General features: G+C 55.7%; 21 protein-coding genes and 1 tRNA gene. 6 read left to right on the plus strand and 16 right to left on the minus strand.

What is annotated here, in order from left to right; translation table 11 throughout:
- Positions 1 to 636, plus strand: a 636-nt coding sequence (locus ABWP81_RS09885; protein ID WP_353141445.1) for a histidine phosphatase family protein, incomplete at its 5' end; no start/stop codon positions are given.
- 25 nt (positions 637 to 661) lie between these two features.
- Complete coding sequence (locus tag ABWP81_RS09890; RefSeq protein WP_353134970.1) at positions 662 to 916, plus strand: YfhL family 4Fe-4S dicluster ferredoxin; 255 nt, start codon at positions 662 to 664, stop codon at positions 914 to 916.
- 45 nt (positions 917 to 961) lie between these two features.
- Here ABWP81_RS09890 and ABWP81_RS09895 read toward each other — a convergent pair whose 3' ends face one another.
- From ABWP81_RS09895 to ABWP81_RS09930, 8 genes are all read right to left on the minus strand, one after another.
- Entirely contained in the window at positions 962 to 1,405 is a 444-nt protein-coding gene (locus ABWP81_RS09895) for a hypothetical protein (RefSeq protein WP_353141447.1), read from the minus strand.
- A 58-nt stretch (positions 1,406 to 1,463) separates the two neighbouring features.
- Positions 1,464 to 2,138: an aminoacyl-tRNA hydrolase gene (gene pth / locus ABWP81_RS09900; RefSeq protein WP_353141449.1), complete on the minus strand. Its 675-nt coding sequence runs from the start codon at positions 2,136 to 2,138 to the stop codon at positions 1,464 to 1,466.
- 70 nt (positions 2,139 to 2,208) lie between these two features.
- Positions 2,209 to 2,829, minus strand: a complete 621-nt coding sequence (locus ABWP81_RS09905; RefSeq protein WP_353134979.1) for a 50S ribosomal protein L25/general stress protein Ctc — start codon at positions 2,827 to 2,829, stop codon at positions 2,209 to 2,211.
- Positions 2,830 to 2,942: 113 nt separating this feature from the next.
- Positions 2,943 to 3,917 (minus strand): ribose-phosphate pyrophosphokinase, encoded by a 975-nt coding sequence (locus ABWP81_RS09910; RefSeq protein ID WP_353134982.1) that lies wholly within the window; start codon positions 3,915 to 3,917, stop codon positions 2,943 to 2,945.
- 107 nt (positions 3,918 to 4,024) lie between these two features.
- Positions 4,025 to 4,101, minus strand: a tRNA-Gln gene (locus ABWP81_RS09915).
- A 32-nt stretch (positions 4,102 to 4,133) separates the two neighbouring features.
- The gene (gene ispE / locus ABWP81_RS09920; RefSeq protein WP_353141451.1) at positions 4,134 to 4,979 is read right to left on the minus strand and encodes a 4-(cytidine 5'-diphospho)-2-C-methyl-D-erythritol kinase; all 846 of its coding nucleotides are present in this window, start codon (positions 4,977 to 4,979) and stop codon (positions 4,134 to 4,136) included.
- Positions 4,980 to 4,982: 3 nt separating this feature from the next.
- A complete protein-coding gene (locus ABWP81_RS09925; RefSeq protein WP_353141453.1) occupies positions 4,983 to 5,477 on the minus strand; it encodes a lipoprotein insertase outer membrane protein LolB in 495 nt (164 codons plus the stop codon).
- Between the two features lie 3 nt (positions 5,478 to 5,480).
- Positions 5,481 to 7,124, minus strand: a complete 1,644-nt coding sequence (locus ABWP81_RS09930; protein ID WP_353141455.1) for a tetratricopeptide repeat protein — start codon at positions 7,122 to 7,124, stop codon at positions 5,481 to 5,483.
- Positions 7,125 to 7,163: 39 nt separating this feature from the next.
- Here ABWP81_RS09930 and mutM point away from each other — a divergent pair, with 39 nt between their 5' ends.
- Both mutM and mutY read left to right on the plus strand, forming a co-directional pair.
- Positions 7,164 to 7,979, plus strand: a complete 816-nt coding sequence (mutM, locus tag ABWP81_RS09935) for a bifunctional DNA-formamidopyrimidine glycosylase/DNA-(apurinic or apyrimidinic site) lyase (RefSeq protein ID WP_353141457.1) — start codon at positions 7,164 to 7,166, stop codon at positions 7,977 to 7,979.
- Positions 7,976 to 9,022, plus strand: a complete 1,047-nt coding sequence (gene mutY, locus ABWP81_RS09940) for an A/G-specific adenine glycosylase (protein WP_353141459.1) — start codon at positions 7,976 to 7,978, stop codon at positions 9,020 to 9,022. Before mutM ends, mutY begins: the two co-directional genes overlap by 4 nt.
- Here the strand turns inward: mutY and rapZ are convergent.
- The 3 genes from rapZ to ABWP81_RS09955 are packed head-to-tail and all read right to left on the minus strand — an operon-like array spanning position 9,019 to position 12,460.
- Positions 9,019 to 9,897 (minus strand): RNase adapter RapZ, encoded by an 879-nt coding sequence (gene rapZ, locus ABWP81_RS09945; protein ID WP_353135000.1) that lies wholly within the window; start codon positions 9,895 to 9,897, stop codon positions 9,019 to 9,021. The genes mutY and rapZ overlap by 4 nt on opposite strands.
- Positions 9,894 to 11,567, minus strand: a complete 1,674-nt coding sequence (recN, locus tag ABWP81_RS09950; RefSeq protein ID WP_353141461.1) for a DNA repair protein RecN — start codon at positions 11,565 to 11,567, stop codon at positions 9,894 to 9,896. The genes rapZ and recN overlap by 4 nt, the downstream gene beginning before the upstream one ends.
- Entirely contained in the window at positions 11,564 to 12,460 is an 897-nt protein-coding gene (locus ABWP81_RS09955; protein WP_353141463.1) for an NAD kinase, read from the minus strand. The genes recN and ABWP81_RS09955 overlap by 4 nt, the downstream gene beginning before the upstream one ends.
- A 39-nt stretch (positions 12,461 to 12,499) precedes the next feature.
- On the opposite strand from ABWP81_RS09955, the gene hrcA reads away from it, so the two are divergent.
- Entirely contained in the window at positions 12,500 to 13,501 is a 1,002-nt protein-coding gene (gene hrcA, locus ABWP81_RS09960) for a heat-inducible transcriptional repressor HrcA (protein ID WP_353135015.1), read from the plus strand.
- Positions 13,502 to 13,506: 5 nt separating this feature from the next.
- Here the strand turns inward: hrcA and ABWP81_RS09965 are convergent, their stop codons facing one another.
- The 4 genes from ABWP81_RS09965 to ABWP81_RS09980 form a co-directional block, all read right to left on the minus strand.
- Positions 13,507 to 14,448 carry a DMT family transporter gene (locus tag ABWP81_RS09965; RefSeq protein ID WP_353141465.1) on the minus strand — a complete coding sequence of 314 codons (942 nt, stop codon included), beginning with the start codon at positions 14,446 to 14,448 and terminating at the stop codon, positions 13,507 to 13,509.
- Positions 14,449 to 14,938: 490 nt separating this feature from the next.
- Positions 14,939 to 16,021 carry an isopenicillin N synthase family dioxygenase gene (locus tag ABWP81_RS09970; RefSeq protein WP_353141467.1) on the minus strand — a complete coding sequence of 361 codons (1,083 nt, stop codon included), beginning with the start codon at positions 16,019 to 16,021 and terminating at the stop codon, positions 14,939 to 14,941.
- Between the two features lie 44 nt (positions 16,022 to 16,065).
- On the minus strand, positions 16,066 to 18,363 hold the full coding sequence (locus ABWP81_RS09975; protein WP_353141468.1) for an amidase family protein: 2,298 nt from the start codon (positions 18,361 to 18,363) through the stop codon (positions 16,066 to 16,068).
- A gap of 12 nt (positions 18,364 to 18,375) precedes the next feature.
- The gene (locus ABWP81_RS09980) at positions 18,376 to 19,101 is read right to left on the minus strand and encodes an enoyl-CoA hydratase/isomerase family protein (RefSeq protein ID WP_353137188.1); all 726 of its coding nucleotides are present in this window, start codon (positions 19,099 to 19,101) and stop codon (positions 18,376 to 18,378) included.
- Positions 19,102 to 19,263: 162 nt separating this feature from the next.
- On the opposite strand from ABWP81_RS09980, the gene ABWP81_RS09985 reads away from it, so the two are divergent.
- Positions 19,264 to 21,612: a xanthine dehydrogenase family protein molybdopterin-binding subunit gene (locus ABWP81_RS09985; RefSeq protein WP_353141470.1), complete on the plus strand. Its 2,349-nt coding sequence runs from the start codon at positions 19,264 to 19,266 to the stop codon at positions 21,610 to 21,612.
- 68 nt (positions 21,613 to 21,680) lie between these two features.
- Here the strand turns inward: ABWP81_RS09985 and dctP are convergent, their stop codons facing one another.
- Positions 21,681 to 22,754, minus strand: coding sequence for a TRAP transporter substrate-binding protein DctP (gene dctP, locus ABWP81_RS09990; protein ID WP_353141472.1), 1,074 nt, complete (start codon positions 22,752 to 22,754; stop codon positions 21,681 to 21,683).
- Positions 22,755 to 22,917: the final 163 nt, after the last annotated feature.

A 22,917-nucleotide genomic window follows, 5' to 3' on the forward strand; every position in this document is an offset into this window, starting at 1 on the left:
CGTTTTCAAGGTCAACTGGATGTGCCGCTCAACGACTTGGGGCTAGAACAAGCGCAGCGCCTCAAAGCCCGAATTACCCAAGCCTTGGTGGAATGGCACGCACAAGGTCGAGCTCCTACCCAAATCATCAGCAGTGATTTGCTGCGCGCCCAACAAACTGCGCAACCTGTAGCCGACGTGTTGGGTCACCGCTGCATTTTGAATGCAGGTTTGAGAGAGCAAGGCTATGGGATGTTTGAGGGTTTACGCAGCCCAGATATACAAGCCCAAAACCCGGCGGCTTGGCAGCGTTGGTTGGACTTTGATGCTGATGTGGCCGTAGAAGGGGCTGAAACCACGCGAGCGTTTCACGCCCGTGTGATGGCCACCTTGCAAGCATTGGCCACACAATATCCAGGCGAACATTTGGTGGTGGTCACACACGGCGGTGTGCTTGACATGGTGTGGCGTCAAGCGCGAGCCTTGTCACTCAGTGGGCCGCGTGAGTGCGACATACCCAATGCAGGTATGAACCAAGTGACTTGGCACGACGGCGCATTGCACATACAAGCGTGGGCCGATGCCACGCATTTGGCGGATTTGCCAGAGCAGCCGGTGTATAGCCAAAAGCGGTTATTACAAGCGCGGGATAATTGAGTTTTAGCCCACGGACGGATTTTTTATGGCCTTGATGATCACCGACGAATGCATCAATTGCGATGTGTGTGAGCCCGAGTGCCCGAATGAAGCCATTTTCTTAGGGCCAGAGATTTACGAAATCAACCCCGACAAATGCACTGAGTGTGTGGGCCACTTCGATGAGCCCCAATGCGTGCAGGTGTGCCCCGTGGCGTGCATCCCTTTGAATCCTGAGCGGTTGGAAGGTCGTGATGCTTTGTTGGCAAAGTTCAGACTGCTGCAACAAACAGCGCAGTAACCAAAGTTTTTTGTTCAGCAGCGATCTAAGCAGTCATGGGTTAGATCATGGCTTGCCATGCACGGCTTTGGAGGTGCTTTTCTTTTTGGGCAAGGCGGAGGGGTCTACCGCGGTGAAGAAGGGGCTTGGCTTTTTAATGCCGTGCTTTCTTTTGCGCTTGCCATTTTGAGGCAGCAGGTCGCTTTGGGTGACGCTGGTAGGCGGTGAGCTGGGTGTGCTGACAAGCACAGCTGCTGTTTGAGCTGCCTGGCGCTCGGCTTGCAGCCTTTGTTTTTCAAGGGCCTGAGCTTCGCGAAAGTCACTGTTGGGATTGGCTTTGTCTTGCCCCGTGATGCGCAACTCGGTGATGGTTTGCGTTGGTGTTGCTGACCCGTTAGCGCATTGAACATGGGGGCTGTATTCGTTGCCGCAGCGGTAAGCGGTATCAGCCGCAGCTGGATTGGGTCCAAGTATGGCAAGTCCCCCGCTCAACATACCAGTTAGTGCCATACAACGGGTGCCAACCCCATATCGCCGCATGCCGAGCAGCGTGGAAATCACGAAGGCCTTAACTTGCGTCAGGCCCTTTGGTTTGTGTACTTTCATCATGTCCAGCCTCTGTTTTTTCAGTGCCAGGCTGCGTAGCCGGTCGAGGTGGTTTGGGCCGGGGCGGCTTGGCGGTGTGAATCATCTGCGTGGCTTTCACCATGTCGCCCGCAAGCAAATGCGGCAAGGCCAAGCTGGTGCGTGTGATGCAGTCTTCGATAGCAGAGCGTTGGTCAGGAGCTGGTTTTTTGAGCACCCAATTTGCAACCTCTGACTTCACACCTGGATGACCAATGCCAATGCGCAATCGCCAATACTGGTCTGTGCCGAGCTGTGCATGGATATCGCGCAAACCATTGTGGCCCGCATGGCTGCCACCGAGTTTGAGTTTGGCTTCACCAGGTGTGATGTCCAACTCGTCGTGGATCACCAAAATTTCTTGCGGTTGAATTTTGAAGAAACGCGCCAAGGCTCCCACCGACTTGCCTGAGAGGTTCATGAAGGTTTGGGGTTCTAGCAACCAGACGTTCTCCCCCTTGACCGATGTGCGAGCTACCAAGCCGTGGTTAGCCCGGTCTGGCTGCAGGTTGACCTTAAGGTCGCGCGCAGCAGTGTCTATCCACCAAAAGCCCGCGTTGTGTCGCGTGGCTTCGTATTCAGTGCCTGGGTTACCTAGGCCAACGAGGAGCTTGATCATGTGTGGATTATTCCAAAAGCAAAAAGGCCCACCGTAGTGGGCCGTTCGAAGCGATTGTTCAGAAGAAAAATTACTTTTTCTTTTTGTTGTCGCCAGCAGCTGCAGCTGTTTCTTGAGCTGTAGGTGCCTCAGCCTTCGTTGCTACAACAGCCACCAACACGGGGTTGGAGGTGCCAGGCGCCACGACGGTCACGCCTGCGGGCAGGGTGATATCTTTGGCGTGCAAAGAGTGACCTTTGGTCAGGTTGCTCAAGTCCACAGCGATGAACTCGGGCAAATCTTTTGGCATGCAAGAGATTTCCAACTCAGTGGCAATGTGGTTGATCAAGCATTGGTCAACTTTGACAGCAGGCGAATTTTCTTCACCCGAATAGTGCAAAGGCACTTTTTTCTTCATCTTGGTATTGGCATCGATGCGTTGGAAGTCGATGTGCAAGACGAGTTGCTTGAAGGGGTGGTATTGCACGTTGCGCAACAACACTTCGGTTGTTGTACCTGCGTGTTCCATCTGCAAGACAGAAGCGTGGAACGCTTCTTTCTTCAAGGCGTGCCACAAAGCGTTGTGATCGAGTTCGATCAACGCGGGTTCGGCGGTGCCACCATAGACGATGCCAGGTGTACGGCCAGTGATACGCAGACGGCGGCTCGCACCCGTTCCCTGCTTAGCGCGCTCAAAAGCGACAAATTTCATAATTAACTCCAGTAAGAACCCACCGCGACCAGTGTGGCTCCAGTTTCAAAAATAGACTGCACGACACAAGGAAGGGCAGTCCGGGGCAATGCTCGACGACTTGGATCAGCTGATTAGAACAACTGGTCTTGGTCGGAGAACAAACTCATGACCGACTCACCTTTGGCAATGCGTTGGATCGTCTCTGCGATCAACGGAGCCACAGTGAGTTGGCGGATTTTTTTGCAAGAGCGACCGGCTTCGCTCAAAGGGATGGTGTTGGTCACCACGACTTCGTCGAGGGCATCGCCTTTGGCAATACGCTCAATTGCAGGGCCAGAGAAGATGGGGTGAGTGCAGTAGGCGTAGACCTTTTTTGCGCCACGTGTTTTCAACACCTCAGCGGCTTTGACCAACGTGCCTGCGGTGTCGATCATGTCGTCCATGATCACGCAGTTGCGGCCTTCGATGTCGCCAATCACGTTCATCACTTCAGATACGTTGGCTTTGGGGCGTCGCTTATCGATGATGGCCAAATCGCAACCGAGTTGCTTTGCCAAAGCCCGAGCACGCACCACACCACCCACATCGGGTGACACCACGATCAGATCTTCATAGTTTTTGGTGCGCAAGTCGCCCAACAGCACAGGCGATGCGTAAATGTTGTCAACAGGAATGTCGAAGAAACCTTGAATTTGGTCAGCGTGTAGATCCATGGTCAATACGCGAGCTACACCAGCAGTTTGCAGTAAATCGGCCACCAGCTTGGCGGAGATGGGCACGCGGCTTGAACGGGGGCGGCGGTCTTGGCGGGCGTAGCCGAAGTAGGGGATGACAGCGCTGATGCGTTCTGCAGAGGCACGCTTTAAAGCGTCGACCATGATCAGCAATTCCATCAAGCTTTCGTTGGTGGGTGCACAAGTGCTTTGAATGACGAAGACATCGCGTGCACGCACGTTTTGGTTGATCTCAACCGTGACTTCACCGTCAGAAAAGCGGCCTACGTTGGCCGCACCAACTTCGATGCCCAGATGGGTCGCAATTTCGGCCGCCAAAGTGGGGTTGGCGTTGCCGGTAAAGACCATGAAGTCGGGGATGTGGGTCGACATGATGACGTATGACTTTCGCTTCAAGACCAATGACGCAGTAAGTCGTCACTTGCAAACCGAGCACAAATGTGCTTTTAGAAATAAGCACTTCGTGCTTGAAAACCATTTGGCAGGGGAAGAAGGACTCGAACCTTCGCATGCTGGAATCAAAATCCAGTGCCTTAACCAACTTGGCGATTCCCCTACACAGGTCAAAAGCTTTACAGCTGCTGACCGTTAACTTTCAGTTGCTGCCCACCCCGCTTGTGGATGAACTGCCATGTTGCTGCATATCCGCATTTGCCAGTCGTGTGGGGCTGAGTCAATCATCACGCCGTCCTGTAACTTGGCAAACACCGCGCTGCCAGAACCGGTCATTTTTGGGCTTAATCCAAAAGAACCTAACCACCGAAGGGCTTGGGTAATTTCAGGGCACAACGCTTGAGCGACTGGCTGCAAATCGTTACGACCAAAACCGTAAGGATTAACAGCGAAGACCGGCATTGTAGCAGTTTCAGTTGCGCGTTCCAGCTCTGGAGCCTGAAAAATTCTCGCCGTCTCCAAGCCTGCATTGGGTTTGACCACGGCGAAGCGTGCAGCGGGGACGTCGATAGGCGTTATTTTCTCGCCAATGCCTTCCACCCAAGCGTTGTGCCCACTCAGGAAAAAGGGCACATCTGCGCCCAAAGGCAAAGCCAAAGGCATGAGTTTGGAGAGCGGCCAATTCAAGCCCCACAAGCGGTTGAGAGCCAGTAAGGTGGTGGCCGCATCTGACGAGCCGCCGCCCATACCGGCTTGTGCAGGAATGCGTTTTTCAATGGCGATGTGCGCACCGAAATGTGTGCCGCTGGCGCGTTGCAGTAATTGCGCGGCACGCATGACCAAGTCATCTGCTGGCAAGGTGATAGTGAGGTCTTCGCGTTCAATCACGCCGTCATCGCGCACATCAAAGTGCAGGGTGTCACACCAGTCAATCAGCATGAAGACCGATTGCAGAAAGTGGTAGCCGTCGTTGCGTCGCCCAGTGATGTGCAAAAACAAGTTGAGCTTGGCGGGGGCTAGAACGTGGTGTAGCGAACGCATGGTTTATCGGTCGAGTTTGATACGCAACATTACTTCGGGCGCGGGGCTGATGCGGCGGGCGGTAACCATGCCTTGTGGCGCGGCAGATAAATCGGCAAGCCATCCGGTGGCTTGCACATCGCGGCCTTGCAGCCAGCCAAAGATAGCGTCCACGGGCAGAGCCGCGCCTGTGGCTCGTTCGGTTAATTCGTTCAGCGAATTAAAGAATTGGTGCTTGCCGCCGTCGCTGAGTTGCACCCATTGCGGCGTCCATTGCAAAGCACCTAGGGTGGTGCCTAGAGGTGAATACAAATCAAGTTCACCGCTTTTTGCGTCGCCGCGCAAAGAGAAACTAGCGCTCATTGAAGAAGGGTTGCTGCCTTGCACTTGCACGCTGATGCGGCCTTGCCATTCAGGGCTAGCCGTTTGCTCTGCGCTTAAGGGTTTGCCGTTGCGGCTAGGCGTGGCGCAGCCAGCCAACATGACGCCCATCAGCATTACAAGCCACCAAGCACGCATGGTTTACAGAGCAGGCTTGAGGCGTTGCAGTGTTTCCTGCAAGGTCTCGTTGGAAGGTGCTAGGTTGATGCCTTCACGCCAAACTTTGATGGCTTCGTCTTCTCGCTTCATCATCCACAGCACTTCGCCCAAGTGGGCTGCGATTTCTGCGTCTGCACGATCTTTGTAGGCTTTTTGCAGATAGCTCAACGCTGCGACTAGGTTGCCCAAACGAAACTCCACCCAGCCTAAGCTGTCGGTAATGAAAGGGTCGTTCGGTGCAAAAGTGAGGGCTTTGATAATCAGTTGCTTGGCTTCAGGCAAGCGCATGTTGCGGTCGGCCAGCGAAAAGCCCAAGGCGTTGTAGGCGTTGTAGTAGCTAGGGTTTTGTGCGATGACTTGGCGCAGCAGCGATTCCATTACGTCGAGTTGGTTGAGCTTTTCGGCGAGCATGGCTTGCTCGTAAACCAAGTCAATGTCGCCTGCGCTGTTGGCGGCCAACAAGTCAAAGGCTGCTTGCCATTGACGGTGCTCTCGCAACAATTGCACTTCGGCCAGCATCCGGCTGCGTTGCTCGTCGGCGTTGCTGGCGGGAATTTGTTGAATCAGTTCACGCGCTTGCGTCATCTTGCCTTGACGAGCTAACAGGGTGGCGCGGCGCGTTTGCGCTTGGTTTAGTCCGCGCGTGCTGGTGTCGGTGGGGGACTGGGTGACTAAGGTGACATAGCGAGCCAGCGAGGCTTCGGCTTCTGGTTCTTGGCCTTGCTCGAATTGCAACGAGCCCAGCACCAGCCATGCGTCAGCTAACTTAGCGTCTTTGCGAGTGATGGCTTGCAGTTGTGCTGTGGCTTCTTTGTACCGCTCCAACTCAATCAGCACGCGCACATGGCTCATGGCCATTTCAGTGCCGTCTTGTTTGCGCAGGCCTTGTTGCACCAGCGGCTCGGCTCCTGGTAATTTTTTGCCCATCATCTCCATCGCCAGCAACAAGGGGCCTTGCGCTTTGTTGTCTGCTGCTTGGCCTTTTTGGGCCGCCTCTAGCGCACCCGCCATGTCATCACTGGCCAATCGCATGCGCCCCAAACTGGTCCAAGCAACAGCGCTAAAGGTGTTTTTCTCGGCCAGGTAGGGCTCGAGTGCTTGCTGCACCACGGCGGTAGCGCGCTTTTTGTCGGTGACGCGTGCGTAGTGACGGGGAATGAGGTTGATGGCCGTGTCGCGTTGGGCTTCAGGTGCGAGCAAAATATCTTTTTTGAGTGGCTCCAAGCTTTCCGCGACTTGGTTAATAGCCAACAAAATTTGCAGCACTTGGTTGTTGGCTTTGCGGTCTTTGGGCCAGGCTTGTGACCAAGCGCGTGCAGCCATGAGAGCGCCATCTCCTGAACGGGCTTCCAGGGCAATTTCCACAGCGCGGTCATACAGGGCCACATCGTTGGATTTGCGGGCTGCATCGAGCAACAGCGAAAAACCAGCAGCGGGTTCGCCATGTCGAAGGTTCATCTCGCCCAACAATATTTCATAAAGCAACTCGCCCGTCATGGCCGAGTTTTCCACCTTGTCGGTTTCGCGGGATTGGGCGCTAGCAGAGGTGTGCACGGTGCAAGACGCAGCGGCGATAAGCGCAAGGCGCAAGGCCCAAGGAAGGGCGGCGGACAAGGGGAATTTCATAACAGCATCATAATCCCTGACTATTTTTATGTGCTGTCCATGCCTGAATTACCCGAAGTTGAAGTCACCCGTTTGAGCTTTGTCGATCGCATTGCGGGCGCACGCGTGACGGAGGTACGTGTGGGCAAGCCTTTGCGTTGGCCATTGGGTTGTAAGCCTGCGATATTGGTCGGCCGTCACGTGTTGGGCGTCCGCCGACGCGGCAAGTATTTACTGGTCGATCTAGACGAGGGCTTGTTGCTGTGGCACTTAGGAATGTCGGGCAGCTTGTTGTTTGGCAATGACCGTAGCGCGCCAAAAGCGCATGACCATTTTGATTTAGACACCACCCAGGGCTTGCTGCGCCTGAACGACCCACGCCGCTTTGGTGCCGTGGTGTTTGCGCCCAACGAACATAGCGCCGAAGCGGTGAAGCTTTTGGGCCACTTAGGCGTGGAGCCTTTGAATGGTGGTTTTGCGCTAGATGCCTTTCACGCAGGCTTGCGCAAGCGTAAAACGGCGATCAAACAAGTGCTGCTGGGCGGCGAGCTGGTGGTGGGCGTGGGCAACATTTATGCGTCTGAAGCTTTGTTCCTCGCGGGTATTCGCCCCACCACGCGGGCAGAGCGCATCAGCCGACCGCGTGCCGAAAAGCTGCGCCTGGCCGTGATAGATGTCTTGGCCCGTGCGGTAAAAAAAGGCGGCAGCACCTTGCGCGACTTCTCTGCCGCCGACGGCAAGACCGGCTACTTTCAGCTCGAAGCCCATGTGTATGACCGCGTGGGCGAGCCTTGTCGTGCGTGCGGCACGACCATTCGCCGCATTCAGCAAGGCCAGCGCTCCACCTATTTTTGTCCCGTTTGCCAAAAACCATGACAACAAAAATGAGCTTTGGCGACACCGTGGTGATGTGGCAAAAAAAGTATGGCCGCCACGACCTACCGTGGCAAAACACGCAAGATCCCTATGCCGTGTGGCTGTCGGAAATCATGCTTCAGCAAACCCAAGTGGCCACGGTGCGTGAGTACTTTGCGCGTTTCATGGCGCGCTTTCCAACGGTGGCCGATTTGGCTGCTGCGCATCAAGACGAGGTTTTGGGCCTGTGGAGTGGCTTGGGCTACTACAGTCGCGCGCGCAATATGCACCGCGCTGCTCTTGATGTGGTGGCGTTGCATAGCGGCGTGTTTCCGCGCAACTCTGAAGCCTTGCAAACACTACCCGGCATTGGCCGATCCACCGCTGCTGCCGTTGCATCCCTATGTTTTGGCGAGCCCATTGCCATTTTGGACGGCAACGTCAAACGCGTGCTCACACGTTATTTGGGTTTCAAAGAAGACTTGGCCTCTTCGCGAGTGGAAAAAAACTTGTGGGCTATCGCCCAAACCATGTTGCCTCTGCGTGATGTGAAGCAGGCTATGCCTCGTTATACCCAAGGCGTGATGGATTTGGGGGCCACTGTCTGCACGCCCAAAAAACCGCAATGCGCGCAATGCCCAGTGGCCGATACGTGTGTGGCCAAGGCCGAAGGCCAACCCGAAGCCTACCCCGTCAAAACACGCAAACTCAAGCGCACCTCAGAGCAGTTGTGGTTGTTGCAAGCCGTCACGCGCCAAGGCCATGTGTGGCTGATGAAGCGTCCACAAACGGGGGTGTGGGCAGGTTTGTATTGCTTGCCTGTGTTTGAAAGTTTTGACGCCTTGCTGGCTACGTTGCCCGTCAAGTACCACACGCAGTTGCAGGACGGCGGCGTGTTCAAGCATGTGCTGACGCACAAAGATTTGCATTTGCATCCAGTTGAGCTGACGCTGCCTAGCACCGTGAAGCTGGCCGCTGCGATGGGGGAGGGGCAGTGGATGGCAGAGGCCGACTGGCCCTCATTGGGGCTACCAGCGCCTATTCGTAAATTGCTAGCCCGTTAAGGCGCAACGTCCAACTCGCGGTGGCGCTTGAGCGTGACCCACTCTTTGGCGAATTGCTTCGAGAGCAACTCCACCAAATATACCGATCGGTGCTGACCACCTGTACAACCAATCGCAACCGTCACATAGCTGCGGTGGTCTTGGTTGAGGTCGGGCAGCCAGGTGTTCATGAAGTCGGTAATTTGGCTGGCCATTTTTGCCACCGCACCTTGTTCGGCCAACCAGTCGGCTACGGGCGCGTCTCTGCCTGTGAGCGGCTTCAGCGCTGGCTCGTAGTGCGGGTTGGGCAGCATGCGCACATCAAACACATAGTCGGCATGCATGGGAATGCCGCGCTTAAAAGCGAAGGATTCAAACATGAGCGTCAGCTGCGTGGCGGGCGCCGAGATGAGCGACTTGATGTAGCCCTGCAACTTGCTGCTGCGCAACAAGCTGGTGTCGATGATGTGCGACTCTTCACGCAATTCAGAAAGTAGCTGGCGCTCCAGTTCAATGGCTTCCACCAAATCGCGCTGTTGGTCGCGCACCACGTCTTGGCCATCTTGGCGCGACAGGGGGTGACGGCGGCGGGTTTCTGAAAACCGATGAACCAAGATATCGGTGGTGGCGTCTAAAAACAGCATGCGCACATCCACATCCATGCTGCGCAAATGGGTGAGTTGTGCTGGCACCATAGGCAGCGAGTTGGCGCTCCGCACATCCATGGCAATAGCCACTTTGCTGATGCTTTGTTGAAGTTCAAGCTGCACAAAAGGCAGCAACAACTCCGGCGGCAAGTTGTCTACGCAGTAATAGCCCGCATCTTCTAGCGCGTTCAAGGCCACAGACTTGCCAGAGCCCGACATGCCCGTGATGAGCACCAGTTCTTGTTTCATGAGTTACCTGCCTTTGCCGAGGTTTGAAGCATTTCGCGTGCGTGGGCAAGCGTGGTGTTGGAGAGCTTTTCGCCGCCCAGCATGCGTGCAATTTCGTTCACTCGTGCATCGGCATTCAGGGCGTTTACTTGACTCGATGTGCCTTGTGCATCGCTGTGCTTAGACACCACCAAGTGGTGGTCTGCGCAGGCGGCCACTTGCGGCAAGTGGGTCACGGCCAGCACTTGGCGGTCAACGCCCAATTGCTTCATCAAGCGGCCCACAGTCTCGGCCACGGCACCGCCCACGCCTGAATCGACCTCGTCAAAGATAAGGGTTTGCGCCGTGCCCAACTCGCTGGTGGTCACGGCGATGGCCAAGGCGATGCGCGACAGTTCTCCACCCGAAGCCACCTTGCCCACGGGGCGCGGTGTGCTGCCAGGGTGGCCCGCCACTAAGAAGGTGATGCTCTCTAGGCCACTGGCTGTTGCCTGCTCGGTTTTGTCGAGCTGCACCTCAAAGCGTCCGCCTTGCATGCCCAAGCCTTGCATGGCTTGGGTGATGGCTTTTGCTAGCTTAGGCGCTGCTTGTGTGCGGGCTTGCGACACCTTGCGGGCTTCAGTTTGGTAGGCCGCTGCAGCCTTGGTTTCAGTGGCTTCTAGCGCTTCTAGGTCGGTGGCTGCATCGAGCTGCGTGAGGCGGTCTTTCCATTCAAGGTAGAGCGCAGGCAGATCTTGCGGTGTGCGTTTGAAGCGCCGCGCCAAAGACATCCACAACGACATGCGGTCGTCCAAGGTTTGTAGGCGAGCGGGGTCGAGTTCTGTGCGTCCCAAATAGGCGTTGAGCGAGTGCGCCACATCGCCTGCTTGCGCGATGCTAGATGCCAACACATCCACCAGTGCGGTGAATTCGGGCTCCACATCGGTTTGGTCTTGCAGTGCGTCTTGGGCTTTGGCCAACAGGCGCAAAGCGCCGTTGTCGTCGTCTTCTAATGCGTGAATGGCGGCTTGCGCTGCATCCATCAAGGCTTGCGCGTTGGACAGGCGCGTGTGTTGGCTGTTGAGCTCGTCCCACTCGCCCTCATTGGGAGCGAGCTTATCCACCTCGGCAATTTGCCATAGCAAGCGCTCGCGTTCTTCTTGCAAGGTGGCTTGCGCCGTGCGTGCCTCGTGCAACGATTGGGTGGCTTGACGCCATTGCGTCCAAGTTTGGGTCAGGCTTTGCAGCGTCACGCCCGCATAGGCGTCGAGCAAACCGCGCACAGCCTCGGGGCGGGTTAGGCTTTGCCACGCGTGTTGGCCGTGAATGTCTAGCACCATGTCGCCCAAGGCGCGCAACTGGGTGGCGGTGGCGGGGCTGCCGTTGACCCACGCGCGGCTTTTGCCTTGTGCGTCAATCGTGCGTTTGAGTAGCAAAAGGCCGTCGGTGGCAATGTCAGCAAAGCCTTCGTCGTCCAACCATTTCAAAATTTCGGGGGTGGTGTCGAATTCGGCACAAATTTCGGCACGCGCTGCGCCTTCGCGCACCACACTGCTTTCAGCGCGTGCGCCCAAAACCAATTGCAGGGCATCTATCAAAATCGATTTGCCAGCACCGGTCTCGCCGGTGAGCGCAGAAAAGCCGCTCGACAAATCGAGATCCAGTTCGCGCACGATCACAAAATCGCGCAAAACGATGTGCTGCAAACTCATGCGCCGCCCTCGTTCCAGTGCAGTTTTTGACGCAAGGTGTCGTAATAGCTCCAGCCGCGTGGGTGCAAAAAGGTAGCGTGGTAGTTAGAGCGCTTCACCGTGATGCGGTCGCCAATGAGCAAAGATGCAAGGGATTGCATGTCAAAGTTGGCGCTGGCGTCGCGGCCTGCTACCAAGTCGATCGTTACCTCGCCGGTGTCAGCCAACACGATGGGGCGGTTGGACAAGGTGTGTGACGCAATCGGTGTCATGACCCAAGCAGGCAAAGAAGGGTGTAGCAAAGGCCCGCCCACGGACAACGAATAGGCGGTGCAGCCTGTTGGCGTGGCGATGATCAAGCCGTCGGCCCGTTGGTTCGCCACAAATCGGCCATCGATGGCAACGCGCACTTCCAGCATGCCACTGGTGGCGCCGCGGTTGACCACCACATCGTTCAAGGCCAAGGCGTTGAACACACAATGCCCATCCCGCCAAACCTTGGCACGCATCAGGGCACGGCGGTCTTCTTCAAACCCACCCGCCAGCATGGCGGTGAGAGTGTTTTTGACTTCGCTCAAAGGAATATCGGTGATGAAGCCCAAACGACCTTGGTTGATACCAATCAACGGCACGTTGTGTGGTGCGAGTTGACGGGCGTAGCCCAGCATCGTTCCATCACCACCGAGCACAATGGCCAAGTCGCATGACGTGCCAATTTCTTCGGTGGTCATCACGTTGTAGCCGCTCAGGCCAGAGCCTGCGGCTGTGTCATGCTCTAGGATGACGTCGCAGCCAAGCGAGTGCAGCAGCTGTGCGATGCTCTCAAGGGTTTGGCGAGACGACGGGTTGACATTTGAACCAGAGTTCAAGTGGTATTTCCCGAGTAAGGCAATCTGACGAAACTTAGATTTCATAGGCAAATTACATCACTAAAATTCGACAACAGGATGACCATGCTAGACGATCGCGCCAAGTTATTGCTCAAAGCGCTGGTAGAGCGTTACATCGCCGACGGGCAGCCCGTCGGCTCGCGCACGTTATCGCGTGCCACGGGCATCGAGCTCTCGCCCGCGACCATCCGAAATGTGATGTCAGATTTAGAGGAATTGGGCTTGATCGCCAGCCCGCACACCTCGGCTGGACGTATACCCACAGCGCTAGGCTACCGTTTGTTTGTAGACACCATGTTGACGGCCGATCGCAGCCAATTTCAGACGGCGACCTTGGCCCCAGATCAGCCACAAAAAGTGATTGCGAATGCAGCACTTTTGTTGTCGGACTTGTCGCATTTTGTGGGCGTGGTGATAGCGCCAAAACGCAGCTCGGTGTTTCGCCACATTGAGTTTTTGCGTTTGTCGGATCGCCGTTTGTTGGTCATCATCGTGTCGCCTGAGGGCGATGTGCAAAACCGCGTGCTTTTTACCGAGGCAAGCTACACCGCCTCACAACTGGTGGAAGCGTCAAATTACTTAAACCACCACTTTGCAGGTATGGCCATTGAACAAGTTCGCGAAAAGCTGCGGGCCGAGGTGGAGTCTTTGCGCGGCGAAATTGCCACCCTCATGCAAGCGGCGGTGCAGGTGAGCACCGATGCACTGACCCAAGTGCAAGACGAGGTGATCATCAGCGGCGAGCGCAATTTGTTGTCGGTGAGCGACTTCTCCAGCGACATGGGCAACCTGCGCCGAGCCTTTGATTTGTTTGAGCAAAAAGCGCAGCTTGTGCGTTTGCTCGACAGCTCTGCGCAGGCCGAGGGTGTGCGCATTTATATTGGCGGCGAAAGCAAGATGGTGCCGATGGAGGAACTGTCGGTGGTCAGCGCGTCTTATGAAGTGGACGGCTTGGTGGTGGGCACGCTGGGCGTGATTGGCCCGACGCGCATGGCCTATGACCGCATGATTCAAATTGTGGACATCACGTCCAAGCTGGTTAGCAACGCCCTCAGCCACAAGTAATGGGTTTAAGGTTTTGGCAAGCGCACGCCAAACAAAATACCGCAGGTTACCAATGCCAAACCAGCAAATAGGTTGAGGCTCATGGGTTCATTCAAAAACACCACGGCGCCCAAGGCTGACAGACCAGGCACGAGGGCCGTGATCATGGTGGACCGCACGGGGCCGTAGTGGCGAATCATCACGTTGAAGGTGATGCCAGAAATGACGACCGAGCCCACGCCTTGGTAAATGGCTTGAAAAACCATCTCGTTGACTGGCGCTGAGCCAAGGTTCGTGGGCACCCAACCGGCATAAGTTGCCAAGGCATAAACAGGCACAAAGCTCATACAAGAAAAAGCGGTGATGGCAATGGTGGCACGCACAGGGTCAAGGGCGTGGCGCCGTACCAGCACGCTGTAGCAGGACCAGAAAAATGCGGCGCACATGAACATCACATCGCCTTTCCACACATCGCCGCCATCAAATGCTTTGAGCAGACTGGCGCCACCCACCAACATGTCGCCCAACACAATGCAGGCTAAGCCTATGGCGCGTGCACGCGTGATGTGCTCGTGCAAAAACACAATAGCCAACAAGGATGTCCACAGCGGCAAGCTGCCTGGCATCAGCACCGAGGCGTGTGCGGCAGGCGCAAAGAAAAAGCCAGAATAGACCAGCATGGCGTAAAGCAGGCTGCCAAAAAGCCCCGTTAACGCCGTGATGCGCAAGGGCAGGGGCGACAAGCCCATCAGGGAGCCCACCTGTTGCCCAGATTGACGCTGCGCCCGCATCAGCCACCAGCCCCAAGGCAGCAACACGCAACCTGCGCCAATGATGCGCAGAAAACCAATGTCGAGGGGAAGTAAGCTGTGCGCGGCCGAAGCACGCGCCACCACAATGAACGATGACCAAATGAGCACCGTCAACACGGCGCAAGTGAGCCCAAGGGCTCTGGGAGAGAGTTTCATGCTAGGAATGATAGTTGGCTTGGCAATGACAACGCCAAGTTAAGTTGGTGCGTTAGCTTGGTGGGTTGAGCCTAAAAAGGGGCAAAGTACAATAAGATTTTTCGGGCCTATAGCTCAGTTGGTTAGAGCAGAGGACTTAAAGAGCAGGTGACCTAAAACACAAAAATGTCATGGTCATTTGCCGTTGGGTTGCATGCGGGTAAGTTCACTCTGCTGGCATGTAGAACTACTCAAATTCGGGGAAGCCTGTGCTGCTAGCAGCGTGGTAATCCCGAGCCAAGCCCAGTAGCAATATTGGGAAGGTGTAGAGACTGTACGGGTAGGTCGTAAAGACAAGAGACAGTCCAGACTACAAACTGGAAACAGGCAGCGAAAGCTGTAGTAGTAAGCATAATCCTTTGGTCCCAGGTTCAAGTCCTGGTGGGCCCACCAATAGTAAAAAAGCCACTGATTTCGGTCAGTGGCTTTTTTCATTTGTTGCACCAACTTCTTAGCGCTCACTTGTTAAAGGTTTGACCTCCGAGTTGGTGAAGTCGTCGTAATGCACATAGGTGCGTTTCATGTACCACTCAAAGAACGACAAGTAACTCTGTGGCTCGTACTTTGGCGGGCCCGATTCGGGTCGGCAGCTAGGCAGACATTCCGCAACGGCCTCTAAGTCGGTGTTGATAAAGCAAGCAAAGGAATAGCGGTCGTTGTCTTTGGGCGGTATGACGCGATGGGGCGTGGCTCGAAACCGATCGTTTGACCAGCGCGAGAGAAATTGACCAATATTGACAATGATGGCGCCCTCGGGAACGATTGGCCAGAACCATTTTTTCTGCGTGTCAAGAATCTGTAGCCCAGCCTCTAGTGCAGGGGGTAGAAAGGTCATGAAACCAGTGTCGGCATGGGCACCCAGTCCAAACTCGTTGTCTTGTACGAAGTCCACCTTCGGGTATTTGGCCATACGCAGATAGCAATAGGGATCGGTGAACGAGGGCTTGAAGAAACCAGGCTTTAAGTCGAGCGCTTGCTCCCATACGGGCAGTAATGAAAGCCCTAGGCTTTTGATCGCCTGCATGTAATTAGAAACGGAGTCACGAAAGCCGGGCAAAGTGGCTTCCGAGGGCCATGGCGTTTGGCCATAAAACTGTGTCCCTTTTTGCGCCTCGGCATGGTCCGTGGGAAAGTCGGTTGCCACAACAAAGCACTCCACGCTATCCATTTTGGTGTGTGCGTGGTAGGGCGAGTGCGTGAGGATGGTGGCCTTAGATGGGATAAAGCCCTTTTGATCACGCGTAACTCGCACCGCCATTTTCTGATCGACGGTGAGATCGTCATGGAATCGACGCGACTGACGCTCCATGTCATCAATCAGCGCTTTGTCAACGCCGTGGTTGACGACGCAGAGGAACCCAAGGTTTTCGCAGGCCTCACGCCAAGCGGTAGCAATATTTTCTACCGCACCAGCCTCGCCACGCATCAGCGGTCCTAGGTCAATGACAGGAAGCGGGCGATGGTCATTGTTCGTGATGCGAGCGTCGTTGGTCTGCGCATCCTCCATACTTTGAATTTTTTCAATATGTCCCATGGATGTCTCCTTTAATGTGGTGCACAGGCCTTGTCGTTTGAGTCTCAAGGAAACTGTGGGGGCGGAACTCTGCGGGCAGAGGCTTGTTCATAGCTAGAAGCGATACGCAGGGCAACATCCTCCCGGCCAGGTTCAGTGCGGAAGACCAGCGAAAAGGGCAAGCCCGGTGAGGGCAAAGGCGTTGGCTTGTCGTTGGCCGAAAACTGATAGCTTTTTCCATCTGGAGACAGCATGAACTTGGCGTCGTAAGCCACGTCGACGTAGCCTGCGGGCACCAGCATTTCGCTCAAACCGGCGTTGGGGCCAAAGAAATGTTCGTAGCGCAAACGGTCAATCAGTCCGGGCTCGTCGGCACCGCCAATCACCCCAGGTGGCAGCGGCGTGTGAAGGCGCACCAAGGCATCGAGCCGATTTTCATAGATCACCATCATGTCCACCCGACGAAGCAGCTCACGCAGCATGATGCGCTCATCAACACCTTGGCGTCCCCCCAGCGGGTTGCGCGGGTCCCGCACGTCTTCCCAGTTTTTGAAGGCTGCGCGGTGATCGTCGCCCCAAAAGGCGGAACGCTGATTCAGCGTGTGCCAGTCGTTGAGGGTTTCAGTCATGCCGCGCTCAGCCCAGTCTTCGGCGCGGCGGCTGAGGTACTGACTGATGTGAAACCTAAAAGTGTTTGCCAGTATTTGCTGCTGCACCGTTGAGATATCCAGATTCGAAGGCGGCTCGATGCGCAAGTCTGCCAAGGCCACCAGATAGTCAATGGGTCGCATGGCACCTTGACCGTGAAAAATACCGGGTGCAAATTCGGTGCGCTCAATACTTTTAGCAAAGTCAGGAAAAACGGGACTGCCATCTGGGTTGAGCCGGAAAAGTAGCTCGGGCATAAAAACCGGCACCAATTTTGCCAATGCTGTGCGGTAGTCCACGCTCATACGCTCGCATCTGGCATCTGGCGTCCACAAGGGGTCAGAGGACTCCACCAATGTGGCCTGCAAGTGGTCACCTAAAACGGCCTGAATCTCCCTCGCTGCGGCTTGCGTGATGGGTTGTGCAGCTTTGCTGCCAGCGGACAACATAGATTCCCGGATGACGCCCAATCGCAGACCGCGCAGAGCGCCCGATGGGGCGCCGCGCGGAATATGTTGGCTGTAGTTGTCAAGCACGCTCGAACGCGGCACCGTGGTGTAGGGATCGCGTGGGTCGTAATAACCGTTCTCCGGATCTTTGAGCGCGTCCAGTACTTTGGCGCAGTCGGTCAGCGTGCGGCACAAAATACCCGTGCGGTCGCAATAAATATCGGCTCCGATGGCGCCCCCATCGAATCCGAGCATGGCTTTGTGCGGCAAGATAAGCGCGACGGCATTGTGATTGGCCGGTCCGCGCGTTGACATCCGAGTTTCCTCGCCAAGACTTGCCATCACTAAATTAGCGCTCACTGACACGCCAGAACCTGAGCTCGAGCCCAACGAAGCCGAGCGCGTGGTGTCATAGGGATTCACGGGCGTACCCGCCCAGGTGCTCCGCTGGTAGCCCAGCAATGAAGGAAATATTGCATCCGGCTGGTGCTTGCCACCGGGATCTCCGGCGCGGCCGTTGTATTCAGTCATCAATGCTTTGGCAAAAATGATGGCCCCTTTTTTGCGCAATTGCTCTACCAAAATATGGTCACGCGCTGGGAAATCTATGTCATAGCGGGCGTCGGCGCCGCCGGTTGTGCGCATGTCTTTGGTGTCAAAGGCATCTTTGAAAGAGAACACAACGCCGTACAACGGCATATCTTCTAGATCAGGGTTTTCGCCCCACTGAGCGTCCAGAGCTGCTGCTTGCTCTAAGGCGTCCGGGTAATGCCTGAAGATCTCGCAAGCGGGGGGCGCACCGGGCGGTAAAGGGCCGAGGCTGGGGTGAAGGTCGTAGTCACCCCGGCAAGTGACCGAGCGTTCTCCGCGAATATTCAAGGTGGACAGCGCGTTCAACTGACCCGCTTGGGGAATGCCTTGCACCATGCCAAATTGTTGTTGCACCTCAGGGTCAGAGGCGGTGGTGGCCATGCGGCCAAAGTCGAGCGGTTGTCCTTGGTACCGGTCAAGGTCCGGAAGAAACTCACTGACCGCAACGGTTTGGCGCGGAAAGCTCAGGGGCTGTCCTGCGCGCATCGTACCGGGCGGCTGCTCAGCCAAGATCTCTCCCTGGGCAGTGACCAGTCGGGTGGCGACGCCGTTGTAGCGACGGCAGCGGTCTATATAGCGCTGCACGACCTCTACGCAATTGACCCGCCCAGCTTTTAAGGCGCTTTGCAACTGCTCGATCGTGGCTTCTTCAAGGACGAAGCGCGGTGTCGTCATGCCGCTGATCCTTTAGGCCTTGCGTGCCGCTTGTGTGGACAAAGCCAAGGCCAGCAAATTGCTAGCCATCGAACGGACTGCAGGTCCCGACTCCGGCGCGTAGTTGAGATACTCCTTCACAGCCATGACCGACATCAGGTCGCGGCTGGTCAAGGTGGTTAGCACGCGCTGAACTTCAGCGTCAAGTTGGCCGACTGGCACAACCGAGTTCACCAGCCCCATTTCACGTGCTCGGTGCGCATCCAATTTGTCGAGTGAATAGGCCATCCAGGCGGTAGCTTTTTTCCCGACACGGTCCAAGATAGCCGAGATGGCCAGCGTGGGGGGCAAGTTGTATTCCATTTCGGGAAGCTGAAAGCGCGCACTTTCGTCGGCAATCGTCATGTCGCAAACACCCGCAATCGCGCAGCCCAGGCCCAGCACATCGCCCTGCACGGCGGCAATCACGGGAATCCTTGAAAAACGAATGGCGTCATAAAGACCCATGATGGGCGACAACAAGTTGTCGCGCAAAGCCATCGGGGTTGCGTGCGGGCCAGCCGTTGAAGGATCTCGGCCGCGGCAAAAGTTTGCACCTGCCCCGCGAATCACAACGCAGTGCGCATGATCTGCGGCTGCGTTAATTTGTCGGGTCATCTCATGAATCATGGGCAAGTCAAACATGTTGCCGGCATGTTCGCGGGTCAGTGTCAAGGTAACAACAGAAGTCTGAACATCTGCGTGAATGTCTTTGGTCATGGGAATCCTGGGGCCTTATTCGGGGGGAAGTAAATAGAGTTGAAATTTGCCTAAAAGGCATTAAATCTTTGCATGAAAATTTGATACTTAGGCGAGTGTTATCCCGAATTAAATCGGCACTCATGATCGGCGATCATTTGATTACTTAGATCCAAAGCAACTATGACTACGCAAGAATTCAAATTTTCCAGCGCCCAGTCGGGCGATCACGATGAACTCACCGATTTGGTTCAAGGTAAGGGCTGCTTTACCAGTGACGTATCCCTTCCTGGGCAGTTGCACGCGTGTTTTGTGCGAAGTCCTTACGCCCACGCCCAAATTGCTTCGGTCAATGCGGAAGCTGCGCGTGCCATGCCCGGTGTTCGTCTGGTGCTGACGCCCGCTGATGTTGCTGCGGCAGGTTTGGGTTGCATCATGCCCTTGGTGGTCATGAAGGGCTCTAACGGACAAAACATGCATTGCTCTGGCATCCCGATTTTGGCCACTGACCGAGTGCGGCATCTTGGCGAGCCCGTGGCTCTGGTGGCGGCAGACACTTTGGAGCAAGCCCTGAATGCCGCAGAGGCCGTTGAAGTGGATTACGTCGACTTACCTTGCGTCACCGACCTGCAGCAAGCGCTTCTTCCAGAATCGCCTCAAGTGCATGCGGCGGTTTCGGGCAACGTTGCGATGGATTGGTCCCAGGGCGACAGCCCCGAGTTAGAGCGCGCCTTTGCCGAGGCGCACCATGTTCAAGAGCTGGAATTAAAAGACCCGATGCTCACGGGTTCGCCGATGGAGCCGCGTGCGGCGATCGCCAGTTATGACGCTGAAAAAGACCATTACACGCTGGTGGCTGGGACCCAGGGGGTCAAAACCATCCACAGCGTGCTGACGAATCAGGTGTTCAATTTGGCTCCTGACCGGCTGCGGGTTCTCACGCCTCATGTGGGGGGTGGCTTCGGTTTGAAATCTCAAACCTACCCAGAATATGCGGCCTTACTTTTAGCCAGTCGATTGGTCGGCGCGCCCATCAAGTGGACCGCCACGCGACTGGAATGTTTTCTGACAGACACGCACGGCCGCAACACCCACTTGCGGGGACGTATGGCGTTTGACCGTGAGGGCCGTATCACCGGTCTAAAGGCCGATGTTTTGTGCGGCATAGGGGCCTACACCTCGGGCTACATCGCGGTGGTGAGCACCATGAACATTTATAACTGTCTGTCTAGCGTCTACCAAATGCCTCGCTTGGCTTTGCGCTCGCGAATGGTTCACACCCACGTCATGTCTGGAGGGCCTTATCGCGGCGCCGGACGTCCAGAGGCCGTTTACCTGGTCGAGCGTTTACTGGATGAGGCTGCTCATGCAATGTGCTTGCCACGCGACACCTTGCGTCGCCGCAATCTGGTGCCTGCCTCTGCGATGCCCTACAAAGCGGCCAATGGGTTGACCTACGACAGTGGGGAGTTTGAAGCCATCTTGGACAAGACCTTGTTGCTGGCTGATTGGCAAGGTTTTGAATCTCGCCGAGCGGCTGCTTTGGCGCGCGGCCGCTTGCGTGGCATTGGCGTGTGTTCCTTTTTAGAGGTTGCTGGGGGGATTCTTGAAGAGCCAGCGGACATCCGATTTACCGACGATGGACGCGTGGCCCTTCATCTGGGCGCGCAAGGGATGGGCCAGGGCGTTCACGCCATTTACACCCAACTGCTGGCTGACAAACTAGGCGTTCCGCTTTCATCGGTCGTGCTGGTGACGGGTGACAGTGATCAAGTGCCAGGTATTGTCTCGACGGTGGCCTCACGTACCACCATGATGGCGGGATCGGCGACCACCTTGGCCTGTGAAGAGTCGATCCGGCGTGGCCGGCACTTCGCGGCCCATCATCTGGAGGCCAGGGTTGAAGACATTGCGTTTGCCGCGGGTCGGTTCACGATTGTCGGAACCGATCGTTCCATGGGTTTGTTGGATTTGGCAAAAGCGCTGCGTCTGGCCACTGACTTGCCTGAGGGGATGCCGAAGACGCTGGACAACCTCACCGTTTTTAAGGCCAGCTCGGTCAATTTTCCAAATGGTTGCCATGTCAGCGAGGTTGAGGTGGATCCTGAAACGGGAACTGTTGAATTTATTCAACACACCGCCGTTGACGATGTGGGCGTCATGCTCAGCCCAACCCTGGTGGAAGGACAAATCATGGGGGGCGTGGTCCAGGCCTTGGGCCAAGTGATGGGCGAAATGCTCCATTACGACGACCAGGGGCAGCTACTAACAGGCAGCTACATGGATTACCCCATGCCGCGCGCTGACCAGATACCCTTGATGGTTTTGGCTCACCATTCGGTGCCTTGCACCACCCATCCACTGGGTGTCAAAGGCGCTGGTGAATCTGGCGTCGCTGGGGCTTGGCCTGCAGCGGTTAGCGCTTTGCTTGACGCTTTGCGGCCAGCAGGGGTGAAGCAGATGGATCTGCCCTTTACGGCAAACAGAATTTGGCTTGCGTTGAAGGCAGCCAAAGCCCAATCAACCGTTTAGACAAACAAATGATTGAGGCATAAAAAAGGGCGGTCTTGGAGGCCGCCCCTATTTATAAAAATCGCTGTTTATTTCTTAGCAGCAGCTTCGAATTTTTTGCGCGAATCTGTGTAGTAGGTCACCACTTTGCGGACGTTGGTGGCACCTTCGCCCTCAAGCTTTTTAAAGTAGGCCTCGTTGGCAGCAACGCCCGCTTGAGCGACTCTTTGCTCGTCAGCAGGTGTTGAGAATGCGAATGTAATTTTGTTGTTGTCAACCCACTTTTTCTTGATTACATCTTCAGCTTTCATCAACTCGGTGGCGTAGCGAACACCATATTCGTTGCGCAGATCAACTAGCATTTTCTGAGTGGCAGGCGGCAAGGCACGGAACTTCTTGCCTGACATAAAGAAGGCTGAACCCACGACACCCCCGTTACCCTTGAGTCCGGGTGGGTTCATCATGTGAATGTTCTTGACCACTTCATTCAGCTTGAACACATCGGATAACAAAAATACCATCTCGCCCATGGCGTCAATGGTGCCTCGGTCCATGGCAGGGTACATATCAGAGAACACCATGAAGACGGGGTTCCAGCCCAAGCCTTTGTAAAACTCGGTGCGGGCACCGCCGTAGGTGCGCAGTGTTTTACCTTTGAGCACATCCATATTCGACAACGGTGTCTTGGTTCCCACGGGCGCCAAGCCGCTGATGTGCGACATCATGGGCACGATGTCATTTTTAGCCATCTCAGCCTTGAGGTCGGGTTGGTTGTCCATCGCGTCGAGGGCTGCTTTGACTGCGGCCTCGTAATCATCGCCATAGTTGAACATGTGGTCCAGCGCCATGTAGTTTGGCAATTGCGCGGGATGGTAAGAGCTGCTGATCCAGGCCAGATCAGCAACGCCCGACTGGATGCCGGGGAGTGCGTCACCCCATTTCACCAGCGAGTCTGACCAGAAGAACTGAATCTTGATTTTTCCTTCAGATCGCTTCTCAACCTCGCTACCCCACCATTTGTGAAGTCCACCAAACCAAGATCTTTCGCCGGTAGGAACCGCCACTTTCCAGGTTTGCTGTTGAAGATCTTGAGCCGTCGCGTTAAACGCGAAGGAAGACACCGCAATGGCAGCTGCGGCTAATTTTAAAAATGAACGTCGCATGAAAACTCCTAAGTTGAGGGATGGAAAGGGGAAGAGAAAATTAACCGAAACCGGGGTCTTCAGCCTTGGGCATGGCACTGATACCCGCGTAGGTCTCGCGACCGGAAGCCAAGAAAAATGCTTTGATCGCATTGAAGACCAATTGCACAGCCATCAAAGTAAT

Origin of the sequence: Limnohabitans sp., from assembly GCF_040401135.1 — a bacterium.
GTDB lineage: Bacteria > Pseudomonadota > Gammaproteobacteria > Burkholderiales > Burkholderiaceae_C > Limnohabitans.

Bases quoted from the DNA above. Each gene is read 5' to 3' on its own strand.
- ABWP81_RS09890 (WP_353134970.1), top strand. From the start codon at position 662: ATGGCCTTGATGATCACCGACGAATGCATCAATTGCGATGTGTGTGAG.
- ABWP81_RS09895 (WP_353141447.1), bottom strand. From the start codon at position 1,405: ATGGCACTAACTGGTATGTTGAGCGGGGGACTTGCCATACTTGGACCC.
- pth (WP_353141449.1), bottom strand. From the start codon at position 2,138: ATGATCAAGCTCCTCGTTGGCCTAGGTAACCCAGGCACTGAATACGAA.
- ABWP81_RS09905 (WP_353134979.1), bottom strand. From the start codon at position 2,829: ATGAAATTTGTCGCTTTTGAGCGCGCTAAGCAGGGAACGGGTGCGAGC.
- ABWP81_RS09910 (WP_353134982.1), bottom strand. From the start codon at position 3,917: ATGTCGACCCACATCCCCGACTTCATGGTCTTTACCGGCAACGCCAAC.
- ispE (WP_353141451.1), bottom strand. From the start codon at position 4,979: ATGCGTTCGCTACACCACGTTCTAGCCCCCGCCAAGCTCAACTTGTTT.
- ABWP81_RS09925 (WP_353141453.1), bottom strand. From the start codon at position 5,477: ATGCGTGCTTGGTGGCTTGTAATGCTGATGGGCGTCATGTTGGCTGGC.
- ABWP81_RS09930 (WP_353141455.1), bottom strand. From the start codon at position 7,124: ATGAAATTCCCCTTGTCCGCCGCCCTTCCTTGGGCCTTGCGCCTTGCG.
- mutM (WP_353141457.1), top strand. From the start codon at position 7,164: ATGCCTGAATTACCCGAAGTTGAAGTCACCCGTTTGAGCTTTGTCGAT.
- mutY (WP_353141459.1), top strand. From the start codon at position 7,976: ATGACAACAAAAATGAGCTTTGGCGACACCGTGGTGATGTGGCAAAAA.
- rapZ (WP_353135000.1), bottom strand. From the start codon at position 9,897: ATGAAACAAGAACTGGTGCTCATCACGGGCATGTCGGGCTCTGGCAAG.
- recN (WP_353141461.1), bottom strand. From the start codon at position 11,567: ATGAGTTTGCAGCACATCGTTTTGCGCGATTTTGTGATCGTGCGCGAA.
- ABWP81_RS09955 (WP_353141463.1), bottom strand. From the start codon at position 12,460: ATGAAATCTAAGTTTCGTCAGATTGCCTTACTCGGGAAATACCACTTG.
- hrcA (WP_353135015.1), top strand. From the start codon at position 12,500: ATGCTAGACGATCGCGCCAAGTTATTGCTCAAAGCGCTGGTAGAGCGT.
- ABWP81_RS09965 (WP_353141465.1), bottom strand. From the start codon at position 14,448: ATGAAACTCTCTCCCAGAGCCCTTGGGCTCACTTGCGCCGTGTTGACG.
- ABWP81_RS09970 (WP_353141467.1), bottom strand. From the start codon at position 16,021: ATGGGACATATTGAAAAAATTCAAAGTATGGAGGATGCGCAGACCAAC.
- ABWP81_RS09975 (WP_353141468.1), bottom strand. From the start codon at position 18,363: ATGACGACACCGCGCTTCGTCCTTGAAGAAGCCACGATCGAGCAGTTG.
- ABWP81_RS09980 (WP_353137188.1), bottom strand. From the start codon at position 19,101: ATGACCAAAGACATTCACGCAGATGTTCAGACTTCTGTTGTTACCTTG.
- ABWP81_RS09985 (WP_353141470.1), top strand. From the start codon at position 19,264: ATGACTACGCAAGAATTCAAATTTTCCAGCGCCCAGTCGGGCGATCAC.
- dctP (WP_353141472.1), bottom strand. From the start codon at position 22,754: ATGCGACGTTCATTTTTAAAATTAGCCGCAGCTGCCATTGCGGTGTCT.